Origin of the sequence: Variovorax pasteuri (assembly GCF_051216435.1) — a bacterium.
GTDB lineage: Bacteria > Pseudomonadota > Gammaproteobacteria > Burkholderiales > Burkholderiaceae_C > Variovorax.
This window is the reverse complement of the sequence record NZ_JBPJZS010000001.1, coordinates 969,118-994,305: the sequence shown is the minus strand read 5'-3', so window position 1 is coordinate 994,305 and position 25,188 is coordinate 969,118. Positions and strand designations below refer to the sequence as shown.

The 25,188-nt window shown below is 68.0% G+C and carries 23 protein-coding genes; 16 read left to right on the top strand and 7 right to left on the bottom strand.

The genetic code is table 11. The features are described from left to right. Window positions 1-46: 46 nt before the first annotated feature. Both ACSFBM_RS04630 and ACSFBM_RS04625 read left to right on the top strand, forming a co-directional pair. Complete coding sequence (locus ACSFBM_RS04630; RefSeq protein WP_435483334.1) at window positions 47-1,435, top strand: phospholipase D-like domain-containing protein; 1,389 nt, start codon at window positions 47-49, stop codon at window positions 1,433-1,435. Between the two features lie 199 nt (window positions 1,436-1,634). Beyond that, entirely contained in the window at window positions 1,635-3,257 is a 1,623-nt protein-coding gene (locus ACSFBM_RS04625) for an Ig-like domain-containing protein (RefSeq protein ID WP_435483333.1), read from the top strand. 4 nt (window positions 3,258-3,261) lie between these two features. On the opposite strand, the gene ACSFBM_RS04620 is transcribed toward ACSFBM_RS04625, so the two are convergent. After that, window positions 3,262-4,425, bottom strand: a complete 1,164-nt coding sequence (locus ACSFBM_RS04620; RefSeq protein WP_435483332.1) for an ROK family protein — start codon at window positions 4,423-4,425, stop codon at window positions 3,262-3,264. Between the two features lie 111 nt (window positions 4,426-4,536). Between ACSFBM_RS04620 and ACSFBM_RS04615 the strand changes: the two genes are divergently transcribed. Beyond that, window positions 4,537-6,084: an ABC transporter permease/substrate-binding protein gene (locus ACSFBM_RS04615; RefSeq protein WP_435483331.1), complete on the top strand. Its 1,548-nt coding sequence runs from the start codon at window positions 4,537-4,539 to the stop codon at window positions 6,082-6,084. 72 nt (window positions 6,085-6,156) lie between these two features. Here the strand turns inward: ACSFBM_RS04615 and ACSFBM_RS04610 are convergent, their stop codons facing one another. The 6 genes from ACSFBM_RS04610 to ACSFBM_RS04585 all read right to left on the bottom strand — a co-directional run bounded on the left by ACSFBM_RS04610 (window position 6,157) and on the right by ACSFBM_RS04585 (window position 12,530). After that, window positions 6,157-7,593, bottom strand: coding sequence for an aldehyde dehydrogenase family protein (locus ACSFBM_RS04610; RefSeq protein ID WP_435483330.1), 1,437 nt, complete (start codon window positions 7,591-7,593; stop codon window positions 6,157-6,159). A 137-nt stretch (window positions 7,594-7,730) separates the two neighbouring features. Continuing rightward, window positions 7,731-9,065 carry a glucarate dehydratase gene (gene gudD, locus ACSFBM_RS04605; RefSeq protein WP_435483329.1) on the bottom strand — a complete coding sequence of 445 codons (1,335 nt, stop codon included), beginning with the start codon at window positions 9,063-9,065 and terminating at the stop codon, window positions 7,731-7,733. Window positions 9,066-9,069: 4 nt separating this feature from the next. Next, on the bottom strand, window positions 9,070-9,519 hold the full coding sequence (locus ACSFBM_RS04600) for a nuclear transport factor 2 family protein (protein ID WP_435483328.1): 450 nt from the start codon (window positions 9,517-9,519) through the stop codon (window positions 9,070-9,072). 43 nt (window positions 9,520-9,562) lie between these two features. Continuing rightward, complete coding sequence (kdgD, locus tag ACSFBM_RS04595; protein ID WP_435435552.1) at window positions 9,563-10,474, bottom strand: 5-dehydro-4-deoxyglucarate dehydratase; 912 nt, start codon at window positions 10,472-10,474, stop codon at window positions 9,563-9,565. A 56-nt stretch (window positions 10,475-10,530) separates the two neighbouring features. After that, window positions 10,531-11,538 (bottom strand): Bug family tripartite tricarboxylate transporter substrate binding protein, encoded by a 1,008-nt coding sequence (locus ACSFBM_RS04590; RefSeq protein ID WP_435435551.1) that lies wholly within the window; start codon window positions 11,536-11,538, stop codon window positions 10,531-10,533. A gap of 110 nt (window positions 11,539-11,648) precedes the next feature. Further along, a complete protein-coding gene (locus ACSFBM_RS04585) occupies window positions 11,649-12,530 on the bottom strand; it encodes a FadR/GntR family transcriptional regulator (RefSeq protein ID WP_435483724.1) in 882 nt (293 codons plus the stop codon). Between the two features lie 153 nt (window positions 12,531-12,683). On the opposite strand from ACSFBM_RS04585, the gene ACSFBM_RS04580 reads away from it, so the two are divergent. The 13 genes from ACSFBM_RS04580 (at window position 12,684) to ACSFBM_RS04520 (ending at window position 25,128) form a co-directional block, all read left to right on the top strand. Beyond that, window positions 12,684-13,505 carry an NAD-dependent epimerase/dehydratase family protein gene (locus tag ACSFBM_RS04580; protein WP_435483327.1) on the top strand — a complete coding sequence of 274 codons (822 nt, stop codon included), beginning with the start codon at window positions 12,684-12,686 and terminating at the stop codon, window positions 13,503-13,505. Then, the gene (locus ACSFBM_RS04575) at window positions 13,495-14,385 is read left to right on the top strand and encodes an SMP-30/gluconolactonase/LRE family protein (RefSeq protein WP_435483326.1); all 891 of its coding nucleotides are present in this window, start codon (window positions 13,495-13,497) and stop codon (window positions 14,383-14,385) included. Before ACSFBM_RS04580 ends, ACSFBM_RS04575 begins: the two co-directional genes overlap by 11 nt. A 51-nt stretch (window positions 14,386-14,436) precedes the next feature. Next, on the top strand, window positions 14,437-15,414 hold the full coding sequence (locus ACSFBM_RS04570; RefSeq protein ID WP_435483325.1) for a TRAP transporter substrate-binding protein: 978 nt from the start codon (window positions 14,437-14,439) through the stop codon (window positions 15,412-15,414). Between the two features lie 135 nt (window positions 15,415-15,549). Beyond that, the gene (locus ACSFBM_RS04565; protein WP_435435546.1) at window positions 15,550-16,038 is read left to right on the top strand and encodes a TRAP transporter small permease; all 489 of its coding nucleotides are present in this window, start codon (window positions 15,550-15,552) and stop codon (window positions 16,036-16,038) included. A 145-nt stretch (window positions 16,039-16,183) separates the two neighbouring features. Further along, window positions 16,184-17,479: a TRAP transporter large permease gene (locus ACSFBM_RS04560; RefSeq protein ID WP_435483324.1), complete on the top strand. Its 1,296-nt coding sequence runs from the start codon at window positions 16,184-16,186 to the stop codon at window positions 17,477-17,479. 33 nt (window positions 17,480-17,512) lie between these two features. Beyond that, a complete protein-coding gene (garD, locus tag ACSFBM_RS04555; protein ID WP_435483323.1) occupies window positions 17,513-19,087 on the top strand; it encodes a galactarate dehydratase in 1,575 nt (524 codons plus the stop codon). Window positions 19,088-19,115: 28 nt separating this feature from the next. Further along, complete coding sequence (locus tag ACSFBM_RS04550) at window positions 19,116-19,877, top strand: SDR family NAD(P)-dependent oxidoreductase (protein WP_435435543.1); 762 nt, start codon at window positions 19,116-19,118, stop codon at window positions 19,875-19,877. Between the two features lie 79 nt (window positions 19,878-19,956). Further along, on the top strand, window positions 19,957-20,934 hold the full coding sequence (locus tag ACSFBM_RS04545; protein WP_435435542.1) for a tripartite tricarboxylate transporter substrate binding protein: 978 nt from the start codon (window positions 19,957-19,959) through the stop codon (window positions 20,932-20,934). Beyond that, the gene (locus ACSFBM_RS04540) at window positions 20,931-22,010 is read left to right on the top strand and encodes a lactonase family protein (protein WP_435483322.1); all 1,080 of its coding nucleotides are present in this window, start codon (window positions 20,931-20,933) and stop codon (window positions 22,008-22,010) included. The genes ACSFBM_RS04545 and ACSFBM_RS04540 overlap by 4 nt, the downstream gene beginning before the upstream one ends. Before the next feature lie 53 nt (window positions 22,011-22,063). Continuing rightward, complete coding sequence (locus tag ACSFBM_RS04535) at window positions 22,064-23,059, top strand: Bug family tripartite tricarboxylate transporter substrate binding protein (protein ID WP_435483321.1); 996 nt, start codon at window positions 22,064-22,066, stop codon at window positions 23,057-23,059. Window positions 23,060-23,186: 127 nt separating this feature from the next. Beyond that, a complete protein-coding gene (asd, locus tag ACSFBM_RS04530) occupies window positions 23,187-24,038 on the top strand; it encodes an archaetidylserine decarboxylase (protein WP_435483320.1) in 852 nt (283 codons plus the stop codon). A 189-nt stretch (window positions 24,039-24,227) separates the two neighbouring features. After that, on the top strand, window positions 24,228-24,692 hold the full coding sequence (locus ACSFBM_RS04525; RefSeq protein WP_435483319.1) for a winged helix-turn-helix transcriptional regulator: 465 nt from the start codon (window positions 24,228-24,230) through the stop codon (window positions 24,690-24,692). An 85-nt stretch (window positions 24,693-24,777) separates the two neighbouring features. Then, complete coding sequence (locus ACSFBM_RS04520) at window positions 24,778-25,128, top strand: FKBP-type peptidyl-prolyl cis-trans isomerase (protein ID WP_409166403.1); 351 nt, start codon at window positions 24,778-24,780, stop codon at window positions 25,126-25,128. Window positions 25,129-25,188: the final 60 nt, after the last annotated feature.

The window sequence follows — 25,188 nt, the reverse complement described above, 5'->3', positions numbered from 1 at the left end:
AGGGGTTCGGCCGGGCCGCGGCGCCACGCTGAGGCATCATCGACCCATGCCCATTGCAAGCGCCTCGAGGTTCGACTGGCTGCCCTCGCCCTCGCAGCATTTCCTCGTCGTCACTTTTGCGCTGCTCGTCTACGTGCTGACCACGCGCGCGCGCCGCGAACAGCGCGCCCCCACCACGGCCATCGCCTGGGTCATGGGGCTGGTGCTGATGCCGTACTTCATCCTGCCCATGTACCTGCTGTTCGGCCAGCGCAAGCTGCGCCCCGCGGGCTCGCCCCGCCCGCCGCGCTCGGTGCCGCCGGGCCATTGGGCCGCCGACCTGATCGAGAGCTTCGGCCTCGCGCCGCCGGGGCGCTGCGCCGTTCGCATGCATGCCGACGGCGAGGCCGCGCGCGCGGCGCTGTGGCAGGTGATCGACGGCGCGCGCGAGCGCATCGACGTGTGCACCTTCATCATCGGCAACGACGCGCTCGGCCACGCCGTGCTCGAGCGCCTGGCCCAGCGCGCACGCGAAGGCCTCAAGGTGCGCGTGCTGCTCGACGGTTTCGGGGCGCTCTCGCTGCCGCGCCATCACTTCGACCGGCTGCGCGCGGCGGGCGGCGAGGTGGCGGTGTTCCGCCCCTTCTTCAGCCTGCGCCGCATCGGCCCGCGCAACCTGCGCAACCACCGCAAGTTCACCATCGCCGACGACGGCTGGCTCTGGTCGGGCGGGCGCAACCTGGCCGGCGAATACTTCACCGGCAACGACAAGCACCCGCAGGCCTGGCTCGACCTGTCGTTCGACCTGCGCGGCAGCGTGGCCGCGGCCGCCGCGCGCCAGTTCGACCACGACTGGGCCTCGGTGCGCCCGCGCAAGGCCCGCGCCATCGCCTGCGACGACGTGCCCGAAGGCCCCGGCACGGCCATGGCCCAGTTCCTGCCGAGCGGCCCCGACCAGACCGAGGACACGGCGCACGCATTGCTGATAGACGCGTGCTTTCGCGCCGAGCACCGCATCCTCGCGATCACGCCCTACTTCGTGCCCGGCGACGGCCTGCGCGACGCGCTGCGGCTGGCCGCGCGGCGCGGCGTGCAGGTGACCATCGCGATGCCGGCGGTGTCCAACCATCGCCTGGCCGACTTCGTGCGCGCACGCGCCATGCGCGACCTGGCGCGCGCGGGCGTGAGCTTTCGCATGCTGCCCTTCATGGCGCACGCCAAGGCGGTGGTGGTCGACGATGAACTGGCGATGTGCGGCTCGATCAACCTCGACCTGCGCAGCCTGCTGCTGAACCACGAGGCGGCGGTGGTGTTCTACGGCGCCGAACAGATCGAATGGCTGGCCGAGTGGATAGAAACCACCGCCTCCGCCGGCGAGCCCTACCGCGCACGGCGCCCCGGCCTGATGCGCGACCTGGCCGAAGGCCTGCTGCTCACGGTGGCTTTCCAGCTGTAATCTGAGTGCACAAATGCAACGTTTGTGCAACAAACAGCACACTTTCACTAGAATTCCCACCGGTTCCGGTAGTTGACCCCGGCCCCGGGGTTGACCGATGCGAGTCCTCTTCTCGCTGCGTGCATTGGCAAGCGTGGCGCTTCCAGCGCTGTTCGCACTGTGTGGAATAACGGCCGCTTTCACGCCCGCCCATGCCGCCATGGACGACATCGGCCGCGCGGCGCCCAGCGTCCACCGCCTGAAACTCATCGTCGACCCCGAGCTCGCCGCCGACATCGGCCCCGCCGAAGCCGGCCGCCGGCTTGCGCAGTACGTGGCCGACGTCAACACGGTGTTCACCCGCGAAACCGTGCGCAGCTTCGTCTTCGACCCCACCGCCGACCTGCAGCTCGTGCCGCCCGCCGCCGCCCCGCAGTGCGCCTACAACGGCCTGGTCAACGGCGAAGTGGTGGTGTGCATCAGCAAGTCCACCCGCGGCTACAGCCACGGCGGGCTGTCCACCAGCTGGACCTTTCCACAGAAGGGCGTGGCCTGGAACCTGAACTGGGTCGCCATCCATGACCCGCTGCGCCTGTCGCGCGCACCCAGCGCGGGCGTACCCGAATCCACCGAGAAGGACTACCTCGGCCGCCAGCTCAAGACCCTGCTGCACGAGCTGGAGCATGTGTTCGGCGCCGGCGCGGGCGAGTACTACAACGGCATCGCCGTGACCGACACCACCGGCGTGGCGCCCGTCGTCGACCTGGCCCTGGCCAACGACAGCGACCGCTACTGGTGGACGCGCCAGCACTGGCGCCTCGACCCGTTGCTGGGCACCGTGTTCGAGCAGCGCCGCGACCCGGCGGCCAACCGCATCGCGACGCTGGACATGATTCGCTTCACGCCCGGCACCAAGGCCAACATCGACACCGACTGGACCGACTGGCCCAAGCTCGGCAGCTCCAAGTTCATGGCCGCCACCACCGCCACCCAGGTGCGCGTGACCGACCGCGACACCGGCGCCGCGCTGCCCGGCGCGCAGGTGTCGGTGTGGCGCAACCCGGGTGCGGGCAAGCCGCTGGTGATGCTGGTGACCGGCGTGGCCGATGCGTCGGGGCGCTTCGTGTTCGACTGGGACTGCGGCTTCAGCTGCTTCGCGGTGGGCAAGTCGACGCTGCTGGTCAAGGCGCATGCGCAGAACCGCTCGCCGGGCGCGAGCTGGTTCACCATCTTCGATGCGTTCGAGCAGAAGGCCGTGCAGGGCCAGACGATGTTCACCATCGACCTGGCGCTGGGCGGCATCGACGTGACGCCGCCGACCGTGTCGCTGGCCGCGCCGTCCACCGCCACGGTGGGCCAGCCCACCGTGATTGCGCCTGCGGTGGTGGACAACGTGGGCGTGTGGGGCGTCAAGGTGCTGGGCCGCGACAGCATTCCGATCTGCACCTTCACCGCCCCGCCCTACACCTGCAGCTGGACGCCGACGAGCGCAGGCGTGCAGACGATCCGGGTCATCGGCGTGGACGCGGCGGGCAACACCGCGGTGGCGTCGGCCAACATCATCGTGAACCCGCCCGGCCTTGCCGCCCCGCCGGCCGTGGCGATGACCGCACCGTCCAACGCCGCGGCGCGCGCGCCGGCACAGCTGGCGGCCAATGCCTCGGCCAACGTGGCGGAGCTGAGCTTCATCGTCGACGGCAAGACCGTGTGCAGCCTGCAGGCCGCGCCCTTCGCCTGCCGCTGGACGCCATCGGCCGCGGGCTACGCGAACATCGAGGCGCGCGCCGTGGATGCGGCGGGCAACATCGCCAGCGTGTCCGCGCTGACGCGCGTGAACCCGTAGCGCCTCAGCCCTTCCTTTCCTTCCTTTCCTTCCTTTCCTTCTTTTCCTTCTTCGGATCCTTCGCCTTCGCCTTCTCTTCCTCGGGCATCGGCACGTTCGTGAAGCTCACATTGCCCAGCCCGGTGCCGATGGTCAGCACGGCCCAGTGCTTCACGTCGCGCATGAAAGGCAACTCGCTCAGGCCCTGCACCACGGCGTCGTTGTGCATGAGCACCAGCATCGGGTCGGCGCCCAGCGTCAGCATGCGGCGCCACACGGCTGTCGGCAGGTGGAAGGCATGGCTTTCCCAGTCGCCCGGCAGGTTCTGCGCACCGCGTGCGATGGAGCCGTCGGGGCGAATGAGCCCCGGGCAGCCGATGCCGATGAAGGGCGCGAGCCGGATCTTCTTGCGCTCGCTGTAGCGCACCATGTCCATCAGCAGGTCGGCGATGTGCTCGACCATGAGGCTGCGGTTGGGCCCCTCGTCGGCGTGGCGCCACTTCACGCGCCGCACCACCTCCGCACGCGAGAAGTCGGGTGCCTTGCGGTAGCGCGTCTTCACGACCCCGCAGCGAACGTTGGTGCCGCCGATGTCGACCGCCAGGATGGCGTCGTACTTGCGCAGCAAGGCCGGCGGCGTCAGGTGCACCCAGCCGATCAGGCCGCCTTCGTCCACGTTGTGCGAGAGCCGGCCCAGCTGCACGTGAAGGCCCAGTTCTTCCAGGATGGCGCCGGTCTGCAGCACCGCGCGCTCGCCCACGTCGCTTTCCGGGAAGCCGCCGCCGATGACGATGCGCTCGACCTTGTTCCATGAAGGCTGGCGCAGGAAGCGCTGGATCACCGAGGCCAGTTCCTCGGTGAACTCCTCGATCACGCCGTGCATCACGTCGGCGGCCTCCGAGGCTTTCTTCGCACCCAGCACGCGGTCGAGTTCCTTCTTGCTCAGGTCGCGCGAATGCAGGTCGCCCCACGGGTCGGTGCCGCTCTTGCGCCTGCGCTTGCGCCAGCGCTCGAGCAGTTCCCTGAACGCGGTCTGGCTGGCCTGGTCGCCGACGAAGCCGTCCTTGTCGCGCAACTGCAGGCTGTAGCCCTCGACATGCACGCCGGGGAGTTCGCGCAGACCGTGCACGTCGGCGGCGGGCAAGGGGTCGGGACGAGACGGGTCGGGTGTAGCGGGTGTGGGCTTCATGGCGTTCGATGATGGGCCCTGCCGCCCGCAGGGCGCATCGGTTGCGCGCACGACGGCGTGTAGGAGATTGGCGGGTACGCCGAACGGGGTGTTGTCTATAAACTGCCCGCGATGCACCTGCTCCGCCGCCCCTGGCAACTTGTACTGCTGCTCTGGCTCGCGCTGTGCGGCATGGCCCTTGTCGCGCAGACGGCACACGCGGCAAACGACACGCTGCGCGTGGGCTCCAAGCGCTTCACCGAGTCGTACATCCTGGCCGAGTTGCTCGCGCAGACGGCCGCGCCGCACACGGCGTCGCCGCCCGTCGTGCGGCAAGGGCTGGGCAACACGGCCATCGTGTACGAGGCGCTGCGCTCGGGCGCCATCGACCTCTATGCCGAGTACACCGGCACCATCGCGCAGGAAATCCTCAAGGGCCAACCCGCCGGCACGCGCGAGGCGATGAACGCCGCGCTGGCGCCGCTGGGCCTGGGCGTGGCGATTCCCCTGGGCTTCAACGACGGCTATGCGCTGGCCGTGCGCGCCGCCGATGCCGACAAGCTGGGCCTGCGCACACTGAGCGACCTGGCCAGGCACCCCGAACTCAAGCTCGGCCTGTCGAACGAATTCATCGGCCGCGCCGACGGCTGGAAGGGCCTGGCGGAGCGCTACGGCTTCACGCAGGTGCCCAGCGGCCTCGACCACGGCCTGGCCTACGACGCGGTGGCGGCCAGGCAGATCGACGTGATCGACATCTACACCACCGACGCGAAGATCGACCACCTCGGCCTGCGTGTGCTGGAAGACGACAGGAAGTACTTTCCGCGCTACGACGCCGTGGTGCTCTACAAGCTGGACCTGCCCACGCGCCTGCCGCAGGCCTGGGCGGCATTGAAGACGCTCGAAGGCAAGGTCGACGAGCACGCAATGATCGCGATGAATGCACGCGCGGAGTTGCAGAGCGTGCCCTTCGACACGATTGCGCGCGACTTCCTGGCGAGTACCGGCAAGGACGCAAAGGCCCAGCCGCAGGAGGCGCGCCGCGGCTTCATGGCCAAGCTGTTCGGGCCCGACCTGTGGAAGCTCGCGCGCCAGCACCTGCTGCTGGTCGCGCTGTCGGTCGGCATCGCCATACTGATCGGCGTGCCGATCGCGATCCTGGTGTTCCCGCATGTGCGGTTGCGCGCCGTGGTGCTGGGCCTGGCGAGCCTGATGCAGACCGTGCCGTCGCTGGCGCTGCTGGCGGTGCTGATCTCGATGCTCGGCGCCATCGGCGCCCTGCCCGCCTTGATTGCGCTCACGCTGTATTCGCTGTTGCCGATCATGCGCAACACGGTCACGGGCCTGGCCGAAGTGCCCAACGGGCTGCGTCTGGCCGGCACCGCGCTGGGCATGACGCCGCCGCAGAGCCTTCAGCTGGTGTTGCTACCGCTCGCGCTGCCCACGCTGCTGGCGGGCGTGCGAACGGCCACCGCCATCGCCATCGGCACCGCGACCATCGCGGCCTTCATCGGCGCGGGTGGCTTCGGCGAACGCATCGTGACGGGGCTGGCATTGAACGACCGCGAACTGCTGATGGCGGGCGCGCTGCCCGCTGCGGCGCTGGCGCTGATCAGCGAAGGGCTCTTCGAGCTGATCGAGTTCCTGATGCGGCGCAGCCGCAGGGCCCCGGCGGCCTAGACCTTCGCTGAGGCGAGTGCACGCAAAAAAGCCCCCGGGCGGGGGCTTGCGAAACCTGGCGCCTCGACGAGATCAGGCCAGCGTATAGGCCGTCTTCACCGTCGTGAAGAACTCCTGCGCGTACTTGCCCTGCTCGCGCGGGCCGTAGCTCGATCCCTTGCGGCCGCCGAACGGCACGTGGTAGTCCACACCCGCGGTCGGCAGGTTGACCATCACCATGCCGGCCTGGCTGTGGCGCTTGAAGTGCGTGGCGTACTTCAGCGAGGTGGTGGCAATGCCAGCCGACAGGCCGAACTCGGTGTCGTTGGCCGTGGCCAGCGCCTCTTCGTAGTTCTTCACGCGGATCACGCTCGCCACCGGGCCGAAGATCTCTTCCTTGTTGATGCGCATCGAGGCGGCCGATTCGCTGAACAGCGCAGGCGACATGTAGTAGCCGTCGGTCTCCAGCTTCAGTAGTTCGCCGCCGGCCGCCAGCGTGGCGCCTTCGCCCTTGCCGATGGCGACGTATTCCATGTCCTGGTCGAGCTGCGACTTCGACGAGACCGGGCCCACGTCGGTGCCCTGCGCGAGCGCGTCGCCCACCTTGATCTTCGCCATGCGTTCCTTCATGGCCGCGATGAACTTCGGATAGATGCCCTCGGTCACGATCAGGCGGCTCGACGCGGTGCAGCGCTGGCCGGTCGAGTAGAACGCGCTCTGCACGCTGAGCTCCACGGCCTGCGCAAGGTCGGCGTCGTCCAGGATCACCTGCGGGTTCTTGCCGCCCATTTCGAGCTGCACCTTCTTGTGGTTGGTGACGCACTGGACCGCGATGTTGCGGCCCACACCCACCGAGCCGGTGAAGCTGATCGCATGGATACCGGGGTGGTTGACCAGCGCATTGCCGATCACGCTGCCGCGGCCCATCACCAGGTTGAACACGCCGGCCGGAATGCCCGAGCGGCTGATGATTTCACTCAGCGCCCAGGCGCTGCCCGGCACGAGGTCGGCAGGCTTCAACACCACGCAGTTGCCGAAGGCCAGCGCGGGCGCGATCTTCCAGGCGGGAATGGCGATGGGAAAGTTCCATGGCGTGATGAGGCCCACCACGCCGACCGGCTCGCGCGTGATTTCCACGCCGATGTTGGGGCGCACCGAAGGCAGCACTTCGCCCGACAGGCGCAGGCACTCGCCCGCGAAGAACTTGAAGATCTGGCCCGCGCGCGCGGCCTCGCCCATGCCTTCGGCCTTGGTCTTGCCTTCTTCGCGCGCCAGCAGCGTGCCCAGTTCTTCCTTGCGCGCCAGGATCTCGGTGCCGATCTTGTCGAGCGCGTCGGAGCGTGCCTGGATGCTGCCCGTGGCCCAGGCCGGGAATGCGGCGGTGGCGGCGGCCACGGCGGCGTCGACGTGCGCCGCGTCGCCCTGGGTGTACTGGCCCAGCACGTCGGCCAGGTTGCTGGGGTTGAGGTTGGGGCTGTAGCTTGCGCCGGCACGCCATTCGCCAGCGATCAGGTTGTCGAAGTTCTGCATGTTGTGTTCCTTTCAGTGCGATTCGCGAAGGGGCTGTTCATTCTAGGAATACCGCGGAACCGGCTTTGCCGGGCCGCTGGTATTGCCCCGGCAGGGGGTAGGAGGCCACACGAAGTGGGCAAGCCTGGGGGAGAGCTCTATCTGACCATGCATGGTTTCTTGTTGTCGAAGGTCCAGTTCGGAATCAGGTATTGCATGGCTTGCGCATCGTTGCGCGCACCCAGGCCGTGCTTCAGGTAGAGCTGGTGCGCTTTCTCGACCTCGGCCATGTCGAGTTCCACGCCCAGGCCGCCGCGCGTGGGCACCTTCACGAAGCCGCCCTCGATCTGCAACGGCGCCTTCGTCAGGCGCTGGCCATCCTGCCAGATCCAGTGCGTGTCGATGGCCGTCACCTTGCCCGGTGCCGCGGCCGCCACGTGCGTGAACATCGCGAGCGACACGTCGAAGTGGTTGTTCGAATGCGAGCCCCAGGTCAGGCCCCAGGCCTGGCACAGCTGCGCCACGCGCACCGAGCCCTGCATGGTCCAGAAGTGCGGGTCGGCCAGCGGAATGTCGACCGACTGCAGCGACAGGCTGTGCACCATCTCGCGCCAGTCGGTGGCCACCATGTTGGTGGCGGTCGGCAGGCCGGTGGCGCGGCGGAACTCGGCCATCACCTCGCGGCCCGAGAACACGCCCTCGGCGCCGCACGGGTCTTCGGCATAGGCCATCACGCCGTGCAGGTCGCGGCACAGGCGAATGGCGTCCTGCAGCAGCCAGCCGCCGTTCGGGTCGAGCGTGACGCGCGCCTGCGGAAAGCGTTCGTGCAGCGCGCGGATGGCCTCGACTTCTTCCTCGCCGCGCAGCACGCCGCCCTTGAGCTTGAAGTCGGTGAAGCCGTAGCGCGCATGCGTGGCCTCGGCCAGGCGCACGATGGCCTCGGGCGTCATGGCCTCTTCGTGGCGCAGGCGGAACCAGTCGTTGTCGGCACCGGGGTCGCTCTCGTACGGCAGGTCGGTCTTCTGGCGGTCGCCCACGTAGAACAGGTAACCCAGCATCTGCACCGCGTCGCGCTGCTGGCCTTCGCCGAGCAATGCGGCCACGGGCACTTCGAGGAACTGGCCCAGCAGGTCGAGCAGAGCGGCTTCCACCGCGGTGACCGCATGGATGGTCACGCGCAGGTCGAAGGTCTGCTGGCCGCGCCCGCCGCTGTCGCGGTTGGCGAACTCGCGCCGCATGCTGTTGAGCACGGCGTTGTGGTTGCCGATGGGCTGCCCGACGATGAGGCTGCGCGCGTCTTCCAGCGTCTGGCGGATCTTCTCGCCGCCGGGCACTTCGCCCACGCCGGTGCGCCCGGCGCTGTCGGTCAGGATCAGCAGGTTGCGCGTGAAGAACGGGCCGTGCGCGCCGCTCAGGTTCATGAGCATGCTGTCGTGGCCCGCGACGGGGACCACGCGCATGGCGGTGACGGTGGGGGTCTGGCTTGTGCTCATGGGATCACACGCGCACGGCCTGGCGGGCCAGCAGCTTCCAGTTGCCGCCCTGCTTCTGCCACACGCCCAGGATCTTCAGCGCGACCTTGCCGGGCTTGCCCGAGTCGTTGGTGTCGGCCGCGAGCGAGTGGCGCACGATGGCGGTGTTGGCGTCGACCACCTTGATGGTCTGCTCGGTGATCGTGATGGTCACGAAGTCGGACTTGCCGTCCATCAGGTCGGCGATGAAGCTGGCCTTGGTGTCGACCTTGCCGCCCGAGTGGCCGTAGCTCAGGTCGTCGGCCACCAGTGCGCCGAGCGCTGCGGAGGTCGGGTCGATCATGGCGATGCGCAGGCGCTCCGCGGCGGCAGCCACTTCGGGTTGCGCCGACGCACCGCTGCCCGCGGGCATCATCGCGCAGCCCGAGAACATCACGGCCGCGGCGGCCGCGAGGAAGAACTTCTTGATGGACATGTGGTCTTGTCTCCGTTGTTGTTGCTGTTCTCGCTGCGGCGGCTTACTGCGGGCCGAGCGCGTCGATCAGCGCCTTGAGCTGTTCCATTTCGGCGGGCTTCAGGTCGGTGAGCGGTGCGCGCACGGGGCCGGCGTCGTGGCCGACGATCTTGGCGCCCGCCTTCACGATGCTCACGGCGTAGCCCGGCACGCGGTTGCGCAGCTCGAGGTAGGGCATGAAGAAGTTCTTCAGCAGGCGGTGCTGCGTGGGCAGGTCGTCGGCGGCGACGGCCTTGTAGAAGTCCATGGCGGTCTTCGGAATGAAGTTGAAGACGGCCGACGAGTACACCGGCGTGCCCATGGCTTTGTACGCCGCGGCATAGACCTCCGCCGTGGGCAGGCCGCCCAGGTAGGCGAAGCGGTCGCCCATGCGCTGGTAGATGGCGACCATGGCCTCGATGTCGCCGATGCCGTCCTTGAAGCCGACCAGGTTGGGGTTGCGCTCGGCCAGGCCGGCGAGGGTTTCGGGCTTCAGGCGGCTGGAGGCGCGGTTGTAGACGATGACGCCGAACTTCACGCTCTTGCACACGGCTTCCACGTGCGCGGCCAGGCCTTCCTGGCCGGCTTCGGTGAGGTAGTGCGGCAGCAGCAGGATGCCGTGCGCGCCAGCCTTCTCGGCCGCTTGCGCGCACTGGATGGCGAAGCGCGTCGGGCCGCCGGCGCCGGCAATGATCGGCACCACGCCGCGGCAGGTGTCCACCGCAGTCTTGATGATGCCGGGGTATTCGTCGCCGGTCAGCGAGAAGAACTCGCCCGTGCCGCCGGCCGCGAACAGCGCGCTCGCGCCGTAGGGAGCGAGCCATTCGAGGCGCTTGACGTAACCCTGCGCGTTGAAGTCGCCGTTGCTGTCGAAGTCGGTCAACGGAAACGAGAGCAGGCCGGAGCCCATGATGGTCTTGAGTTCTTGCGGGTTCATGGGGAAGAGTCCTGTGAAGATTTGAAAAATGAAATGAAAGGGGTGGAGGCAGCCGGCTAGTCGAGCTTGACGTTGGCTTCCTTGATGACTTGCGCCCAGCGCGCACGCTCCTTGGCGAAGAACTGGTCCTGCTCGGACGCGGCCATGGTCACCACTTCGGCACCCTGCCCCGCAAGGCGGGCGCGGATGTCGGGCGTGCGGATGATGCGAACCAGCTCGCGGTTGAGCCGCGCGACCACCGCGTCGGGCACGCCGCGCGCCGCGACCACGCCTTGCCAGGTGCCCGACTCGTAGCCCGGCGCGCCCTGCTCCGCGATGGTCGGCACGCTGCCGATCAGCGGCATGCGCGTGGCCTTGGACACGGCAATCAGCTTGAGCTTGCCCGCCTGCACCTGCGGGTAGGTGGCCAGCATGCCGTTCATCAGCACCTGCGTCTGGCCCGAGACGGTGTCGAGCACGGCCTGCACACCGCCCTTGTAGGGCACGTATTCCCACTTGGCGCCCACCTTGCGCTGCAGCTCGATGCCGGCCAGGTGCGCGGTGCTGCCGCTGGCGGTGACGGCGAAGTTGAAGTCGCTCTTCTTCGACAGCTCGACCAGTTCCTTCAGCGTGTTCGCCTGCACCGAGGGGTGCACCACCAGCAGGTGCGGCGAGTAGGCCAGCATGGCCACGCTGCGCAGGTCCTTCGACGGATCGAACGGCAGCTTGGGGTACAGCGACGGGCTGATGGCCAGCGCGCCCAGGTCGCACAGCATGAGGGTGTAGCCGTCGGCCGGCGCCTTGGCCAGCAGGTCGGCGCCGAGGTTGCCGTTGGCACCCGCGCGGTTGTCGATGATGACCGACTGCCCCAGCGCCTCCGACAGCGGCTGGCTGATGGAGCGCGCAATGATGTCGGACGAGCCGCCCGGCGGGTACGGAACGATGAGCTTGATCGGCTTCAGCGGCCAGTTGGCGCCCGCGCCTTGCGTGCCCTGGCCGGCTTGGGCGAGGGCGCGCAGGGGCAGGCTGGCGGCCAGTGTGGTGGCAAGTGCCGCGCCCAATGCGCCGCGTCGGTGGATGCTCATGTTGTCTCCTGCTTGTTCGATGAAGTCACGGCCTCACCCGTCCCACCGGATGAGTTATCAGTCATCGTACAACTAGAAAAACAACTTGTCCAGAAAGATGGCCAAGAAATTCAGCGCACTGGCGAATTCGGGTAGGCGGAAGAAGGCGCCGGCGCGCCCTGCCCCGCGGCGGCGTCGGCCTTCGCCTTCTGCTGCGCGGCCTCCTGCGCCATGCGCAGCCGCTCGCGGCTGTTTGTCAGGTGGATGCGCATGGCCGCGCGCGCCGACTCGGGGTCGCGCCGCGCAATGGCCGCGTAGATTTCTTCGTGCTCGCGGTTCACGCGGCTCAGGTAAGGCGCCCCGCCGCCTTCGTGCGTGCGAATGGCGCTGATGCGCGTGCGCGGAATGAGCGTGGTGCCCAGGTGCCGCATGATGTCCGCGAAGTAGGGGTTGCCGGTCGACTGCGCAATCTGCAGGTGGAAGCGAAAGTCCGGCCCCACGGTGTCGCCGGCCACGGCCACGTTCTTCTCGAAGTCGTCGAGCGCCTGGCGCATGGCCACGAGCTGTTCATCGGTGCGGCGGCTGGCGGCGAGCCCGGCCGATTCGGTCTCCAGGCTGATGCGCAGCTCCAGCACGGCCAGCACGTCGACCGAGGCCGCGATCTCGCCCGGGTCCAGGCGGAACACCCCGCCGGAGCGCGGCTGCAGCACGAAGGTGCCCACGCCGTGCCGCGTCTCGACCAGTCCGCCGGCCTGCAGCTTCGACAGCGCCTCGCGCACCACGGTGCGGCTCACGCCGTAGGCTTGCATGATGGCCGACTCGGTCGGCAGCTTGTCGCCCGGGCGCAGCGACTGGCTGCGGATCTTCTCGCCCAGGTCATCCACCAGCCCATGCGCCAGGCCGCGTGCGCGCTGGCGCGGCTGGCCCACGAAAGCGGCACCCGCCCCGGCGCCTGCGGCGGCGTCTGCCGGCGCTTCTGATACCGAGGGATTACCCGCAATCGACTGAACCATGGCCACGATGATAATCCCCCACTAGTTGTACGACAACAGATAACTCATCACTCACCCCTCGAATCCTTCGTTCCACGCCCGCGGCTGCCCAGGCGGCCCGCGCGACGGCAAGCAGCCTGAACACATCACGAAACCCTCAACGGACAAGCAACGATGGACGCTTCGAAACAAAAACTCAACCGGCTGCTGCTGACCGGCGCGGCCGGCGGCCTGGGCAAGGTGCTGCGCGAGCGGCTCAAGCCTTATACAGAGGTGCTGCGGCTGTCGGACATCGCGTCGCTGGCGCCGCCCGCCAATGCGCACGAGGAAGTCGTGCCCTGCGACCTGTCGGACAAGGCGGCCGTGCATGCGCTGCTGGAAGGCTGCGACGCCATCGTCCACTTGGGCGGCGTGTCGGTGGAGCGGCCTTTCGAGGAAATTCTCGAGGCCAACATCAAGGGCATCTTCAACGTGTACGAGGCCGCGCGCCGCCACGGCGTGAAGCGCGTGGTGTTCGCCAGTTCCAACCACGTGATCGGCTTCTACAAGCAGAGCGAGCACATCGACGCGCGCGCCCCGCGCCGCCCCGACGGCTACTACGGCCTGTCGAAGTCCTTCGGCGAGGACATGGCGCAGTTCTACTTCGACCGCTGGGGCATCGAGACGGTGAGCATCCGCATCGGCTCCTCGTTCCCCGAGCCGCTCAACCGCCGCATGATGAGCACCTGGCTGAGCTACCGCGACCTGACGACGCTGATCGAGAAGTCGCTGTTCACGCCCGACGTGAAGCACACCATCGTCTACGGCATGTCGGACAACCGCGACGTGTGGTGGGACAACAGCGCCGCCGCGCACCTGGGCTTCGTGCCGCAGGACGGCTCCGAGGTGTTCCGCGACAAGGTCGAGCAACAGCCCCCCGTGGCACCGACCGACCCGAACGCCATCTACCAGGGCGGCGCCTTCACCGCGCAGGGGCCCTTCGGCGATGCCAGCTGAACTCGTTCTCGACGCGCGCAACGGCACCGGTGAAAGCCCGGTGTGGCATGCCGGGGAGCAGGCGCTGTACTGGGTCGACATTCCGGCACGCACGCTGAACCGCTGGCATGCAGGCGAAGGCCATGCGAAGTGGACGGCGAACGAAATGATCGCCTGCATCGCCCCGCGCGCCGATGTGCCCGGCGAATGGATCGCCGGCATGGAAAGCGGCCTCTTCTCGCTGAAACCGCAGGCCGACGGCACGCTGGCCGCCGCCCCGCTGGCCCCGGTCGAGCACGCCGCGCCGGCCATGCGCTTCAACGACGGCCGCTGCGACCGCCAGGGCCGCTTCTGGGCCGGCACCATGCTGCTCGACATGGCCGCCGGCGCGCGCGTCGGCCGCCTCTACAGCTACGGCAAGGGCGACAGGAGCGCAGCCCTTCGCCTCGACGATTTCATCGTGCCCAACGGCCTGGCCTTCAGCCCCGACGGCCGAACCATGTACCTGTCGGACTCGCACCCCACCGTGCAGGCCGTGTGGGCCTTCGACTACGACGCCGACAGCGGCACGCCCGGCAACCGCCGCCTCTTCGTCGACATGAAGCCCCTGCCCGGGCGCCCCGACGGCGCCGCCATGGACACCGACGGCTGCTACTGGATCTGCGGCAACGACGCGGGCCTGGTGCACCGCTTCACGCCCGAGGGGCGCCTGGACCGCTCGCTCGAAGTGCCGGTGAAGAAGCCCGCCATGTGCGCCTTCGGCGGTGCGGGCCTGGACACGCTGTTCGTCACCTCCATCCGACCCGGCGGCATCGACCTGTCGGACCAACCACTGGCCGGCGGCGTGTTCGCGCTGCGGCCCGGCGCGCAGGGCGTTCCCGAGCCGATGTTCGGCACCTGACGGCTGCACGCCCCCCTTTTTCGACAACCACCCAAGCAGAGGAAGAGACAAATGAAATTCACGAAGACCCTCATCGCAATTTCCGCGTGCGCCGCAGCCGCGCTGACCACACTGGCTGCACACGCCACCGAGTTCCGTTCGGCCGACATCCACCCCGACGACTACCCCACCGTGACCGCGGTGAAGTTCATGAGCGAGCGCCTGAAGGCGCTGTCGGGCGGCAAGCACAGCATCAAGGTGTTCAACAACAGTTCGCTGGGCAGCGAGAAAGACACGATCGAGCAGACCAAGATCGGCGCGCTGCAGATGGTGCGCGTGAACATCGCGCCCATGAACAACATCTGCGCCGAGACGCAGGTGCCGACCATGCCCTTCCTGTTCCGCTCGGTGGACCACCTGCACAAGGTGCTGGACGGCCCGATCGGCGAAGAAATCCTGAAGTCGTGCGAGAAGCAGGGCTTCATCGGCCTGGCCTACTACGACAGCGGCGCGCGCTCGATGTTCACCGCCAAGAAGCCGGTGCGCACCTTCGCCGACATGAAGGGCCTGAAGGTCCGCGTGCAGCAGTCCGACCTGTGGGTGTCGATGCTCGAGGCCATGGGCGCCAATGCCACGCCGATGCCCATGGGCGAGGTCTACACGGGCCTGAAGACCGGCCTGATCGACGCCGCCGAGAACAACTACCCCACCTATGAAAGCGCCCGCGCCTTCGAAGTGGCCAAGTACTACAGCAAGACCGAGCACTCGATGGCGCCCGAAATGCTGCTGTTCTCCAAACGCGCATGGGACAAGCTGTCTGCCGAAGAGCAGGGCTGGATCCGCCAGGCCGCCAAGGAGTCGGTGCCCTACATGCGCAAACAGTGGGAAGAGCGCGAAGTGAAGTCGCTGGCCACGGTGAAGGCCGGCGGCGCCGAAATCATCGAAGTCGACAAGGCACCGTTCCAGGCCGCAATGAAGCCGGTGTACGACAAGTTCATCACCGACGCGAAGCTGAAAGACCTGGTCAAGCGCGTGCAGGACACGAAATAGGGCTCGCCCCCAGTCTTCGCGCACTTCGTGTCGCTTCGCCAACCCCCTACCGGGGGCAACACCTGAGGCCCGGCAAAGCCGGTTCCTCGGTGTTTCACGAAGGGCAAGCCTCCTCTCTCTCTAGCGCTAGAAAATATGTACACCAAACTTTGCCGCACCCTCGCACGTGCCTGCATGTGGTTGGGCATCCTCGGTCTCGTCGCGGTGATCTGCGCGGTGAGCTGGCAGGTGTTCGGCCGCTACGTGCTCAACAACACCCCGACCTGGGCTGAAAGCCTCGCGCTCCTGCTGGTGCTCTACGTCACGATGTTCGGCGTGGCCGTGGGCGTGCGCGATGCGGGGCACATCGGCCTGGAATCGTTCCTCGTGCTCGCGCCCGACTGGCTGCGCCTGAAGATGGAATACCTGATCCACGCGCTCATCCTCGTCTTCGGCCTGGCCATGGCCTGGAACTGCGCCTCGCTCGCCGAATCGGTGTGGGACTACCGCCTGCCCACGCTGTGGATTTCGGAAGGCTGGAAATACGTGCCCGCCTCCGTGGCCGGCGTCCTCATCGTGATGTTCTCCATCGAACACATCATCGCGCTCGCCCAAGGCCGCGAAGTCGAACCCGCCTGGGGATAGATATGCACACCCCCAGGCTCCGCGCACTTCGTGTCGCTTCTCCCACCCCCTTGCAGGGGGCAATGCCTGCGGCCCGGCAAAGCCGGTTCCGCGGCATTCCCCGCACAGTCCGTAGCGCCCCAATTCGTGCCGAGGCGGCCTCAACATGACCATTCCTCTCCTCATTCTTTGCATCTCGTTCACGCTCTTTCTGCTGCTGGGCGTGCCGGTTGCTTTCTCGATCGGGCTCTCGGCCCTGGCCACGCTGCTCTATGAAGGCCTGCCGCTGGCGGTCGGCTTCCAGCAGATGACCTCGGGCATGGGCATCTTCTCGTTCCTGGCCATTCCGTTCTTCATCTTCGCCGGCGAGCTGATGCTGTACGGCGGCATCGCGGACCGCATCGTCAACCTGGCGCGCGACCTCGTGGGCCACGTGCGCGGCGGCCTGGGCATGTCGAACGTGGTGGCCTGCACGCTGTTCGGCGGCGTCTCGGGCTCGCCCGTGGCGGACGTCTCGGCCATGGGCGCCGTGATGATCCCGATGATGAAGAAGGAGGGCTACCACGCCGACTACGCAGTCAACGTGACGACCCATGCGGCCCTGGTGGGCGCGCTGATGCCGACCAGCCACAACCTGATCATCTATTCGCTGGCAGCGGGCGGCAAGGTGTCGATCGCGGCGCTGATCCTGGCGGCGCTGCTGCCGGCAGCGGTGCTCACACTGAGCAACCTCGCAGCCGCCTACCTGGTGGCCGTCAAGCGCGGCTACCCGGCGGGCACCTTCCCGGGCTGGGCCATCGTGGCGCGCTCGTTCGCGGCGGCGCTGCCCGGCCTGTTCATCGTGGTGCTGATCCTCGGGGGCATCCTGTCGGGCATCTTCACGGCCACCGAATCGGCCGCCGTGGCGGTGCTGTACGCGCTGGTGCTGACGATCTTCCTGTACCGCACGCTGAAGTGGGAGCACTTCATCAAGGCGGCCTCCAAGGCGGTGCGCACCACCGGCGTCATCCTGCTGCTGATCGGCATCTCCAGCACTTTCGGCTACCTCATCAGCCTGTACGGCGTGGCCGAACTCACGGGCCAGATGCTGTCGCAGGTGACCAGCACGCCGTGGGTCATCTTCCTGCTGATCAACGTCATCCTGTTCGTCCTGGGCACCTTCCTGGACATGGCGGCCACCATCCTGCTGTGCACGCCCATCTTCCTGCCCATTGCCCAGCACTACGGCATGAGCTCGGTGCAGTTCGGCATCGTGATGCTGATCAACTGCGCGCTGGGCCTGAACACGCCACCCGTGGGCACCACGCAGTTCGTGGGCTGCGCCATCGGCGGGGTGTCGGTGGGCACGGTGATGAAGACCATCTGGCCGTTCTACGGGGCATTGATCTTTGCGCTGGGCGTGGTCACATTCGTACCTGCCTTCTCGACCTGGCTGCCGAGCCTGTTCATGGTTGTGAAGTAAGTGCCCAAGGACCGGCCAGCCAAGGAACCCACGATGTCAGAACCCATTCGTCCACCGCTCTACATCCGCATCCACGCCGCGGACAACGTGGCCATCGTCGCGAACGACGGCGGCCTGAAATCCGGCGCGGTGTTCGCCGACGGCCTGGTGCTGGTGGACAACGTGCCCCAGGGCCACAAGGTGGCGCTGGCCGACCTGGCCGAGGGCGCGGCCATCGTCCGATACGACGTGGTGATCGGCTATGCACAGAAGGCGCTGCCGCGCGGCAGCTGGGTGCACGAGCGCGTGATGCGCATGCCCACCGCGCCCGGGCTCGACGGCCTGCCCATTGCCACCGTCAAGCCCCCCGCCCTGCCCCCGCTGGAGGGCTACACCTTCGAGGGCTACCGCAATGCCGACGGCTCGGTGGGCTCGCGCAACATCCTGGCCATCACCGAGACCGTGCAGTGCGTGGCCGGCGTGATCGACTTCGCGGTGCAGCGCATCAAGGCCGAGCTGCTGCCCAGGTACCCGAACGTGGACGACGTGGTCGGGCTGGCGCACGGCTACGGCTGCGGCGTGGCCATCGACGCGCCCGACGCCATCGTGCCCATTCGCACGCTGCGCAACATCAGCCTCAACCCGAACTTCGGCGGCGAGGTGATGGTGGTGAGCCTGGGCTGCGAGAAGCTGCAGCCCGAGCGGCTGCTGCCACCGGGCAGCATTCCGATCGTCTACAGGCGCGGTGAACCGGAAGGTGACGCGGAACTCGACGTGGTCTGCCTGCAGGACGACGAGCACATCGGCTTCATGTCGATGATCGACGCGGTCATGCGCCAGGCCGAGGTTCACCTCGCGCGCCTGAACGCCCGCCGCCGCGAGACCGTGCCCGCCAGCGAACTGGTGGTGGGCGTGCAGTGCGGCGGCAGCGACGCCTTCTCGGGCGTCACCGCCAACCCCGCCGTGGGCTTTTGCACCGACCTGCTGGTGCGCGCGGGCGCCACCGTGATGTTCTCGGAAGTGACCGAGGTGCGCGACGGCATCGACCAGCTCACCTCGCGCGCATCCACGCCGGAGGTGGCCGAGGCCATGATCCGCGAGATGGCCTGGTACGACGCCTACCTGGAAAAGGGCCGCGTCGACCGCAGCGCCAACACCACGCCGGGCAACAAGAAGGGCGGCCTGTCGAACATCGTCGAGAAGGCGATGGGCTCCATCGTGAAGTCGGGCTCCGCGCCCATCACCGGCGTGCTCGCGCCCGGCGAGAAGGCGGCGCAGAAGGGCCTGATCTACGCCGCCACGCCGGCCAGCGACTTCATCTGCGGCACGCTGCAGTTGGCGGCCGGCATCAACCTGCATGTGTTCACCACCGGCCGCGGCACGCCCTACGGGCTGGCCGAAGTGCCGGTCATCAAGGTCGCCACCCGCAGCGACCTGGCGCGCCGCTGGCACGACCTGATGGACGTGAACGCGGGCCGCATCGCCGACGGCGAGGCCAGCATCGAGGACGTGGGCTGGGAGCTGTTCCGCCTGATGCTCGACGTGGCCAGCGGCCGCAAGAAGACCTGGGCCGAACACTGGAAGCTGCACAACGCGCTGGTGCTGTTCAACCCGGCGCCGGTCACCTGACACACACCCTCACTCACGGAGCAACGACATGGAAGACCTCAAGGACAAGACCGCCCTCGTCACCGGCGCCAGCACCGGCATCGGCGCGGCGGTGGCCATCGCCTTCGCCGCGCGCGGCATGCGCGTGGCGGTGCACTACAACAGTTCGGTCGCCGAGGCCAACGAGGTGGTCGAGACCATCCGCGCGGCGGGCGGCGCAGCGGTGGCCGTGAAGGCCGACGTGCGCGACACGGGCGCGATCCGCGCCTGCGTGAAGCAGACGGTGGACGAATTCGGCCGCATCGACGTGCTGGTGAACAACGCCGGCAGCCTGGTCAAGCGCGTGCCCATCGCCGAGTTCGACGACGCGCTGTTCGACGAGGTGATGCACATCAACGCGCGCTCGGTGCTCGCGTACTGCCGCGAAGTGGTGCCGCTGATGCGCGCGCAGGGCGGCGGCAACATCATCAACGTGACCTCGGTGGCGGCACGCACCGGCGGCGGGCCGGCCGCCTACCTGTACGCGGGCTCGAAGGGCTTCGTGAGCACGGTCACGCACGGCCTGGCGAAGGAGCTGGTGGGCGACCGCATCCGCGTGAACGCGGTGGCGCCGGGCGTCATCCAGACGCCATTCCAGGACCGCTTCTCGACGCCCGCGATGCTGGAGAACTTTCGCGCCAGCATTCCGATGGGCCGCATCGGCGAGCCCGAGGAGTGCGTGGGCGCCTTCCTGTACCTGGCCTCCGAGCAGCTCTCGGGCTATGTCACGGGCCAGGTGATCGAGGTGAACGGCGGGCAGTACATGCCCTGACGCGCAAGGACAGCGAGGAAGCCCCAAGAGGAAAAAACCCGGGGCTGAAGGATCAGATCAACCACGGAGACAAGACATCATGAAAAGAAGCCAATTCGTTCGCGGCGTGGCCGCCCTCTCGGCCACCGCGGCCCTGTCGCTCGGCCTGGCCGCGCCGGCCGCCGCGCAAGCCGAGTTTCCGAGCCGCACCATCGAGCTGCTGGTGCCCTACCAGCCCGGCGGCGGCACCGACGGCCTGGCGCGCGCCTTCTCGGAGGCCAGCCGCAAGCACACCTCGCAGAGCATCGTGATCGTCAACCGCCCCGGCGCGGGCGGCGCCATCGGCTGGACCGAGGTCATCAACGCCAAGCCCGACGGCTACAAGCTCGCGGTGCTCACCGTCGAACTGCTGACGCTGCCGCACCTGGGCCTGGCCAAGTTCAACTACGACGACTTCCAGCCCATTGCGCAGCTCAACGCCGACCCCGCCGCCATCACGGTGAAGGCCGACGCGCCGTGGAACACCATCGAGGAGTTCCTGGCCGCCGCGAAGAAGTCGCCCGAGAGCGTGCGCGTGGGAAACTCGGGCAACGGCTCGATCTGGCACCTGGCGGCCGCGGCACTCGAGGACAAGACCGGCGCCAAGTTCGGCCACATTCCGTTCCAGGGCGCCGCACCCGCGGTGCTGGCGCTGCTGGGCGGCCACATCGAGGCCGTGGCGGTGAGCCCGGCCGAGGTCACCACGCACGTGCAGGGCGGCAAGCTCAAGGTGCTGATGGTGATGGCCGACAAGCGCGTGAAGGGCTTCGAGAAGGTGCCCACCGCCAAGGAGCGCGGCATCGACCTGTCGATCGGCACCTGGCGCGGCCTGGGCGCGCCGAAGAACACGCCGCCCGAAGTGATGGCCAAGCTGCGCGAGATCACCGCGAAGACCGCCGCCGAGCCGCTGATGCACGAGGTGATGGACAAGCAGAACCTGGGCTACGTCTACACCGACGGCGCGGTGTTCAAGGAGACGCTGGCCAAGGACAACGTGTACTTCAAGCAGCTGATCACCAAGCTGAACATCAAGCCGTGAGCGTTCCTGTCGTGAAAGCAACGCTGGCGTCGCTGCTGTGCCTGGCCGCCATCGGCCCGGTCTCGGCCGCCACATGGGTCTACGTGGCCAACGCCGACAGCCAGGAAATCTCTGTGCTCGAGCTCGACCGTGCCCAGGGCGCGCTCAAGCCGGTGCAGACGCTGAACGTCGGAGGCACGGTGATGCCGATGGTGGTGAGCCGCGACAAGCACGTGCTGTACGCCGCGCTGCGCTCGCAGCCGTTTCGCGTGACCGCGCTGTCGATAGACGGCGCCACAGGCCAGCTGCGCAAGCTCGGCGAGGCGCCGCTGGCCGACAGCATGGCCAACATCGACCTGGACGCCACCGGCAAGTGGCTCTTCGCGGCTTCCTACCAGGGCGGCAAGATCTCGGTGAACGCGATCGGCAAGGACGGCGCAGTGGGCGCAATCCAGCAGCTGATACAGACCGGCCCGAACGCGCACGCCATTCACGCGGACGCGAGCAACCGCTTCGTGCTGGCCACCAGCCTGGGCGGCGACCACGTGTCGAGCTGGCGCTTCGACGCAGACAAGGGGCTGCTGTCGCCCAACGATCCGCCTTTGACGAACACGGCCGCGAAGTCGGGCCCGCGCCACTTCGTGTGGGACAAGGCGCAGCGCCACGTCTACCTGCTCGACGAGCTCGATGCGGCACTGCACGTGTACGCATGGGACGCCGCGCGCGGCACGCTCAAGCTCGAACAAAGCACCACCGCGCTGCCCGCCGGCTTTGCAGGCAAGCCCTGGGCGGCCGACCTGCACCTGACGCCGGACGGGCGCTACCTGTATGCCTCGGAGCGCACGTCGAGCACGCTGTCGGCGTTCAAGGTCGACGCCGCCACGGGGCAGCTGCAGCCGCTCGGCCAGACCCCGACCGAGAAGGGCCCGCGCGGCTTCGCGATCGACGCCACCGGGCGCTACCTGATCGCCGCGGGGCAGGAATCGAACGGCGTCTCGATGTACGCCATCGACGCCGACACCGGCGCGCTGGGCAAGCCGCAGCACCTGGACGTGGGCAAGAACCCGAACTGGATCGAGATCGTCGACCTGCCCTGACCGGGCACGCGGCCCCGCGACACCACCACCTCAAACCACAAGGAGACACTCACATGCAACGCCGCACCCTCATTCGCACCGCCCTCGCCGCTTCATTGGCCGCCGGCCTGCCGGCCGCCTTCGCGCAGAGCAGCAACAACTGGCCCACGGGCAAGGCCATCACTTACCTCGTGCCCTTTCCGGCCGGCGGCACCACCGACGTGCTGGGCCGGCTGATTGCGCAAAAGCTCGGCCCGGTGCTGGGCACGAGCGTGATCATCGACAACAAGGGCGGCGCCGGCGGCAGCGTGGGCTCCGAAGTGGGCTCGCGCGCGGCGCCGGACGGCTTCACGCTGGTGGGCGGCACCGTCAGCTCGCACGCGATCAACGTGAGCCTGTATCCGAAGATCGGCTACGACCCGATCAAGTCGTTCGCCCCGGTGACGCTCATCGGCACCAACCCGGTGGTGCTGGTGGTGAGCCAGTCGAGCCCCTACAAGACGCTGAAGGAGGTGGTTGCCGCGAGCAAGGCCAAGTCGGGCGGGCTCTCGTCGGCCTCGGCCGGCACCGGCACCTCGCAGCACCTGGCGCTGGAACTGCTGGCCTTCAAGTCGGGCGTGAAGTTCACGCACATTCCGTACAAGGGCAGCGGCCCGGCCATCCAGGACGCGATCGGCGGTCAGGTCGACATGATGTTCGACACCACGGTGGTGGCGGGCCCGCACATCCAGAGCGGCAAGCTGCGCGCCATTGCGGTCACCTCTTCCAAGCGCCTGGCCTCGATGCCCGATGTGCCGACGGTGGCCGAGTCCGGTGTGCCGGGCCTGGAGAACTTCGAGGTGGCGTCCTGGCAGGCGATCTTCGTGCCCGCGGGCACGCCGGCACCGGTGGTCGACAAGCTGCACACCGAGATCCGCAAGATCCTCGCAACGCCCGAAATGCAGGACAAGCTCAAGGGCTTCGGCATGGAGCCGGCCGACCTGAGCACCACGCAGATCGCGGCGTTCCAGAAGGCCGAAGTGGAAAAGTGGGCGCAGGTGATCAAGGCGGCGGGGATCAAGGCCGACTGATTTCTGGCTGGGGGGCGCCGCACCCGAAGGCAGGGGGCCGCCCGAACCAAGGGAAGCTTCCTACGCGCCCCCCAAGGAGCGCTTTATAGAATGCCCCTCCAAATCCAGAATTCCAGGCCCTCCCCACGTGTCCGACCGCTCCGCTGTACTGCCCCAATACCTGTTCCCTAAACAGGCACTGACCAATTTCGCCGGCTGGGTCGCGGGCAAGGAGCGGGGGGCTGTCACGACGTGGATCATCCGGCGCTTCGTGGCCAAGTACGACGTGAACATGGGCGAGGCGCTCGAGTCGGACATCCATTTCTATAAAAGCTTCAACCAGTTCTTCACGCGGGCGCTGAAGCCCGGCGCGCGGCCGCTGGCGCAGGCCGACCTGGTGTGCCCCGTCGACGGCGCGATCAGCCAGTTCGGCGCCATCGAGGGCGACCAGATCTTCCAGGCCAAGGGCCACAACTACACGACCACCGCGCTGGTCGGCGGCGACGCCACGCTGGCCGCCAAGTTCGCGCACGGCAGCTTCGCCACGCTGTATCTGAGCCCCAAGGACTACCACCGCATCCACATGCCCTGCGACGGGCGGCTGGTGCGCATGATCCACGTGCCCGGCGACCTGTTCTCGGTGAACCCCACCACGGCGCGCGGCGTGCCCGGACTGTTTGCGCGCAACGAGCGCGTGGTGTGCGTCTTCGAATCGGCGCACGGCCCCTTCGTCCTGGTGCTGGTCGGCGCCACCATCGTGGGCAGCATGGCCACCGTGTGGCATGGCGTGGTCAACCCGCCGCGTGTGGGCGAGCTGCGCGAGTGGCGCTACAACGACCAGCAGATCGACATCCGCAAGGGCGACGAGATGGGCCGGTTCTTGCTGGGCTCCACCGTCGTCATGCTGTTCCCCTCGCCGCCGGTGGCGTTCAATTCCGACTGGTCGCCAGGCCGCGCGATCCGCCTGGGCGAAGCCATGGCCAATTACACCGGCGTGTGACGCCAATTTGTGAAGCTTTGTCTCGCAACCCGCATGCAGCATGCCCTGACAGCTATAAAACTAGTAGCATCCTCTTCCTTTGCGCTATAGTCGCCGGCCAACGAGACGGTCCGTAAACCACCACAAGAAAACGAGACACCGGCCGGCCCTCAGGCGGGTGGCTCGTCCAGCTTCGAGGAGATGATGTCGATGAGTACCAAGGAAAACGCAGCCGTCAGCCAGTTGCTCGCCCTGCTCGAAGCCCGCTACGCGCTGCGCGTGCTCTGGGCCCTGCGCGACGGCCATGCCCAGACCTTCCGCCTGCTGCAGGACAGCGTGGGCGGCATCACTCCCAACACGCTGAACACCCGCATCAAGGAACTGCGCGAGGCCGGCATCGTCGGCCACGGCAGCGACGGCTACAGCCTCACGCTGAGCGGGCAGGACCTGCTCAAGCGCCTGTCCGACCTGCAGGCCTTTGCCGGCAAATGGCAGTTGGGGCAGATCAAGAAGGCGGCGGCACCGGCGCCTGCCGCACCGGTCGCACCACCCGCAGTCCCCGCTTCCCCGCTCGCCGTCCACGTGCCGGCCCCCTCCGCCGTACCCTCCGCCGCACCCTCGGAAGCCCCGGCGCCCCTGGCCGCCCCGCCCGCCGACGACAGCGGCAACAGCTGACGCACGCCAGGGCGCCTCGCGCGGCCTCGCTAAACTCCCCGCCTTCGATCTCATTCACATCCATTCGACGCAAGGAGCGTTTCTCATGCCTACCACCCCCTCCGGCCTGCAATACGAAGACACCGAAGTCGGCACCGGCGCCGAAGCCAAGGCCGGCCAGCACGTGCACGTGCACTACACCGGCTGGCTCTACAACGACGGCGTGCAAGGCGCCAAGTTCGACTCCAGCCGCGACCGCAACGACCCGTTCGCGTTCTCGCTGGGCGCCGGCCAGGTCATCAAGGGCTGGGACGAAGGCGTGGCCGGCATGAAGATCGGCGGCAAGCGCACGCTGGTCATTCCCGCAGCACTGGGCTATGGCGCCCGCGGCGCCGGCGGCGTGATTCCCCCGAACGCCACGCTGAAGTTCGACGTCGAGCTGCTCGACGCGCACTGAGCCTTCCCCGACATGGCTCCAAGGCCCGGTTCCGGGCCTTTTTCATGTCCGGGAGGCCCT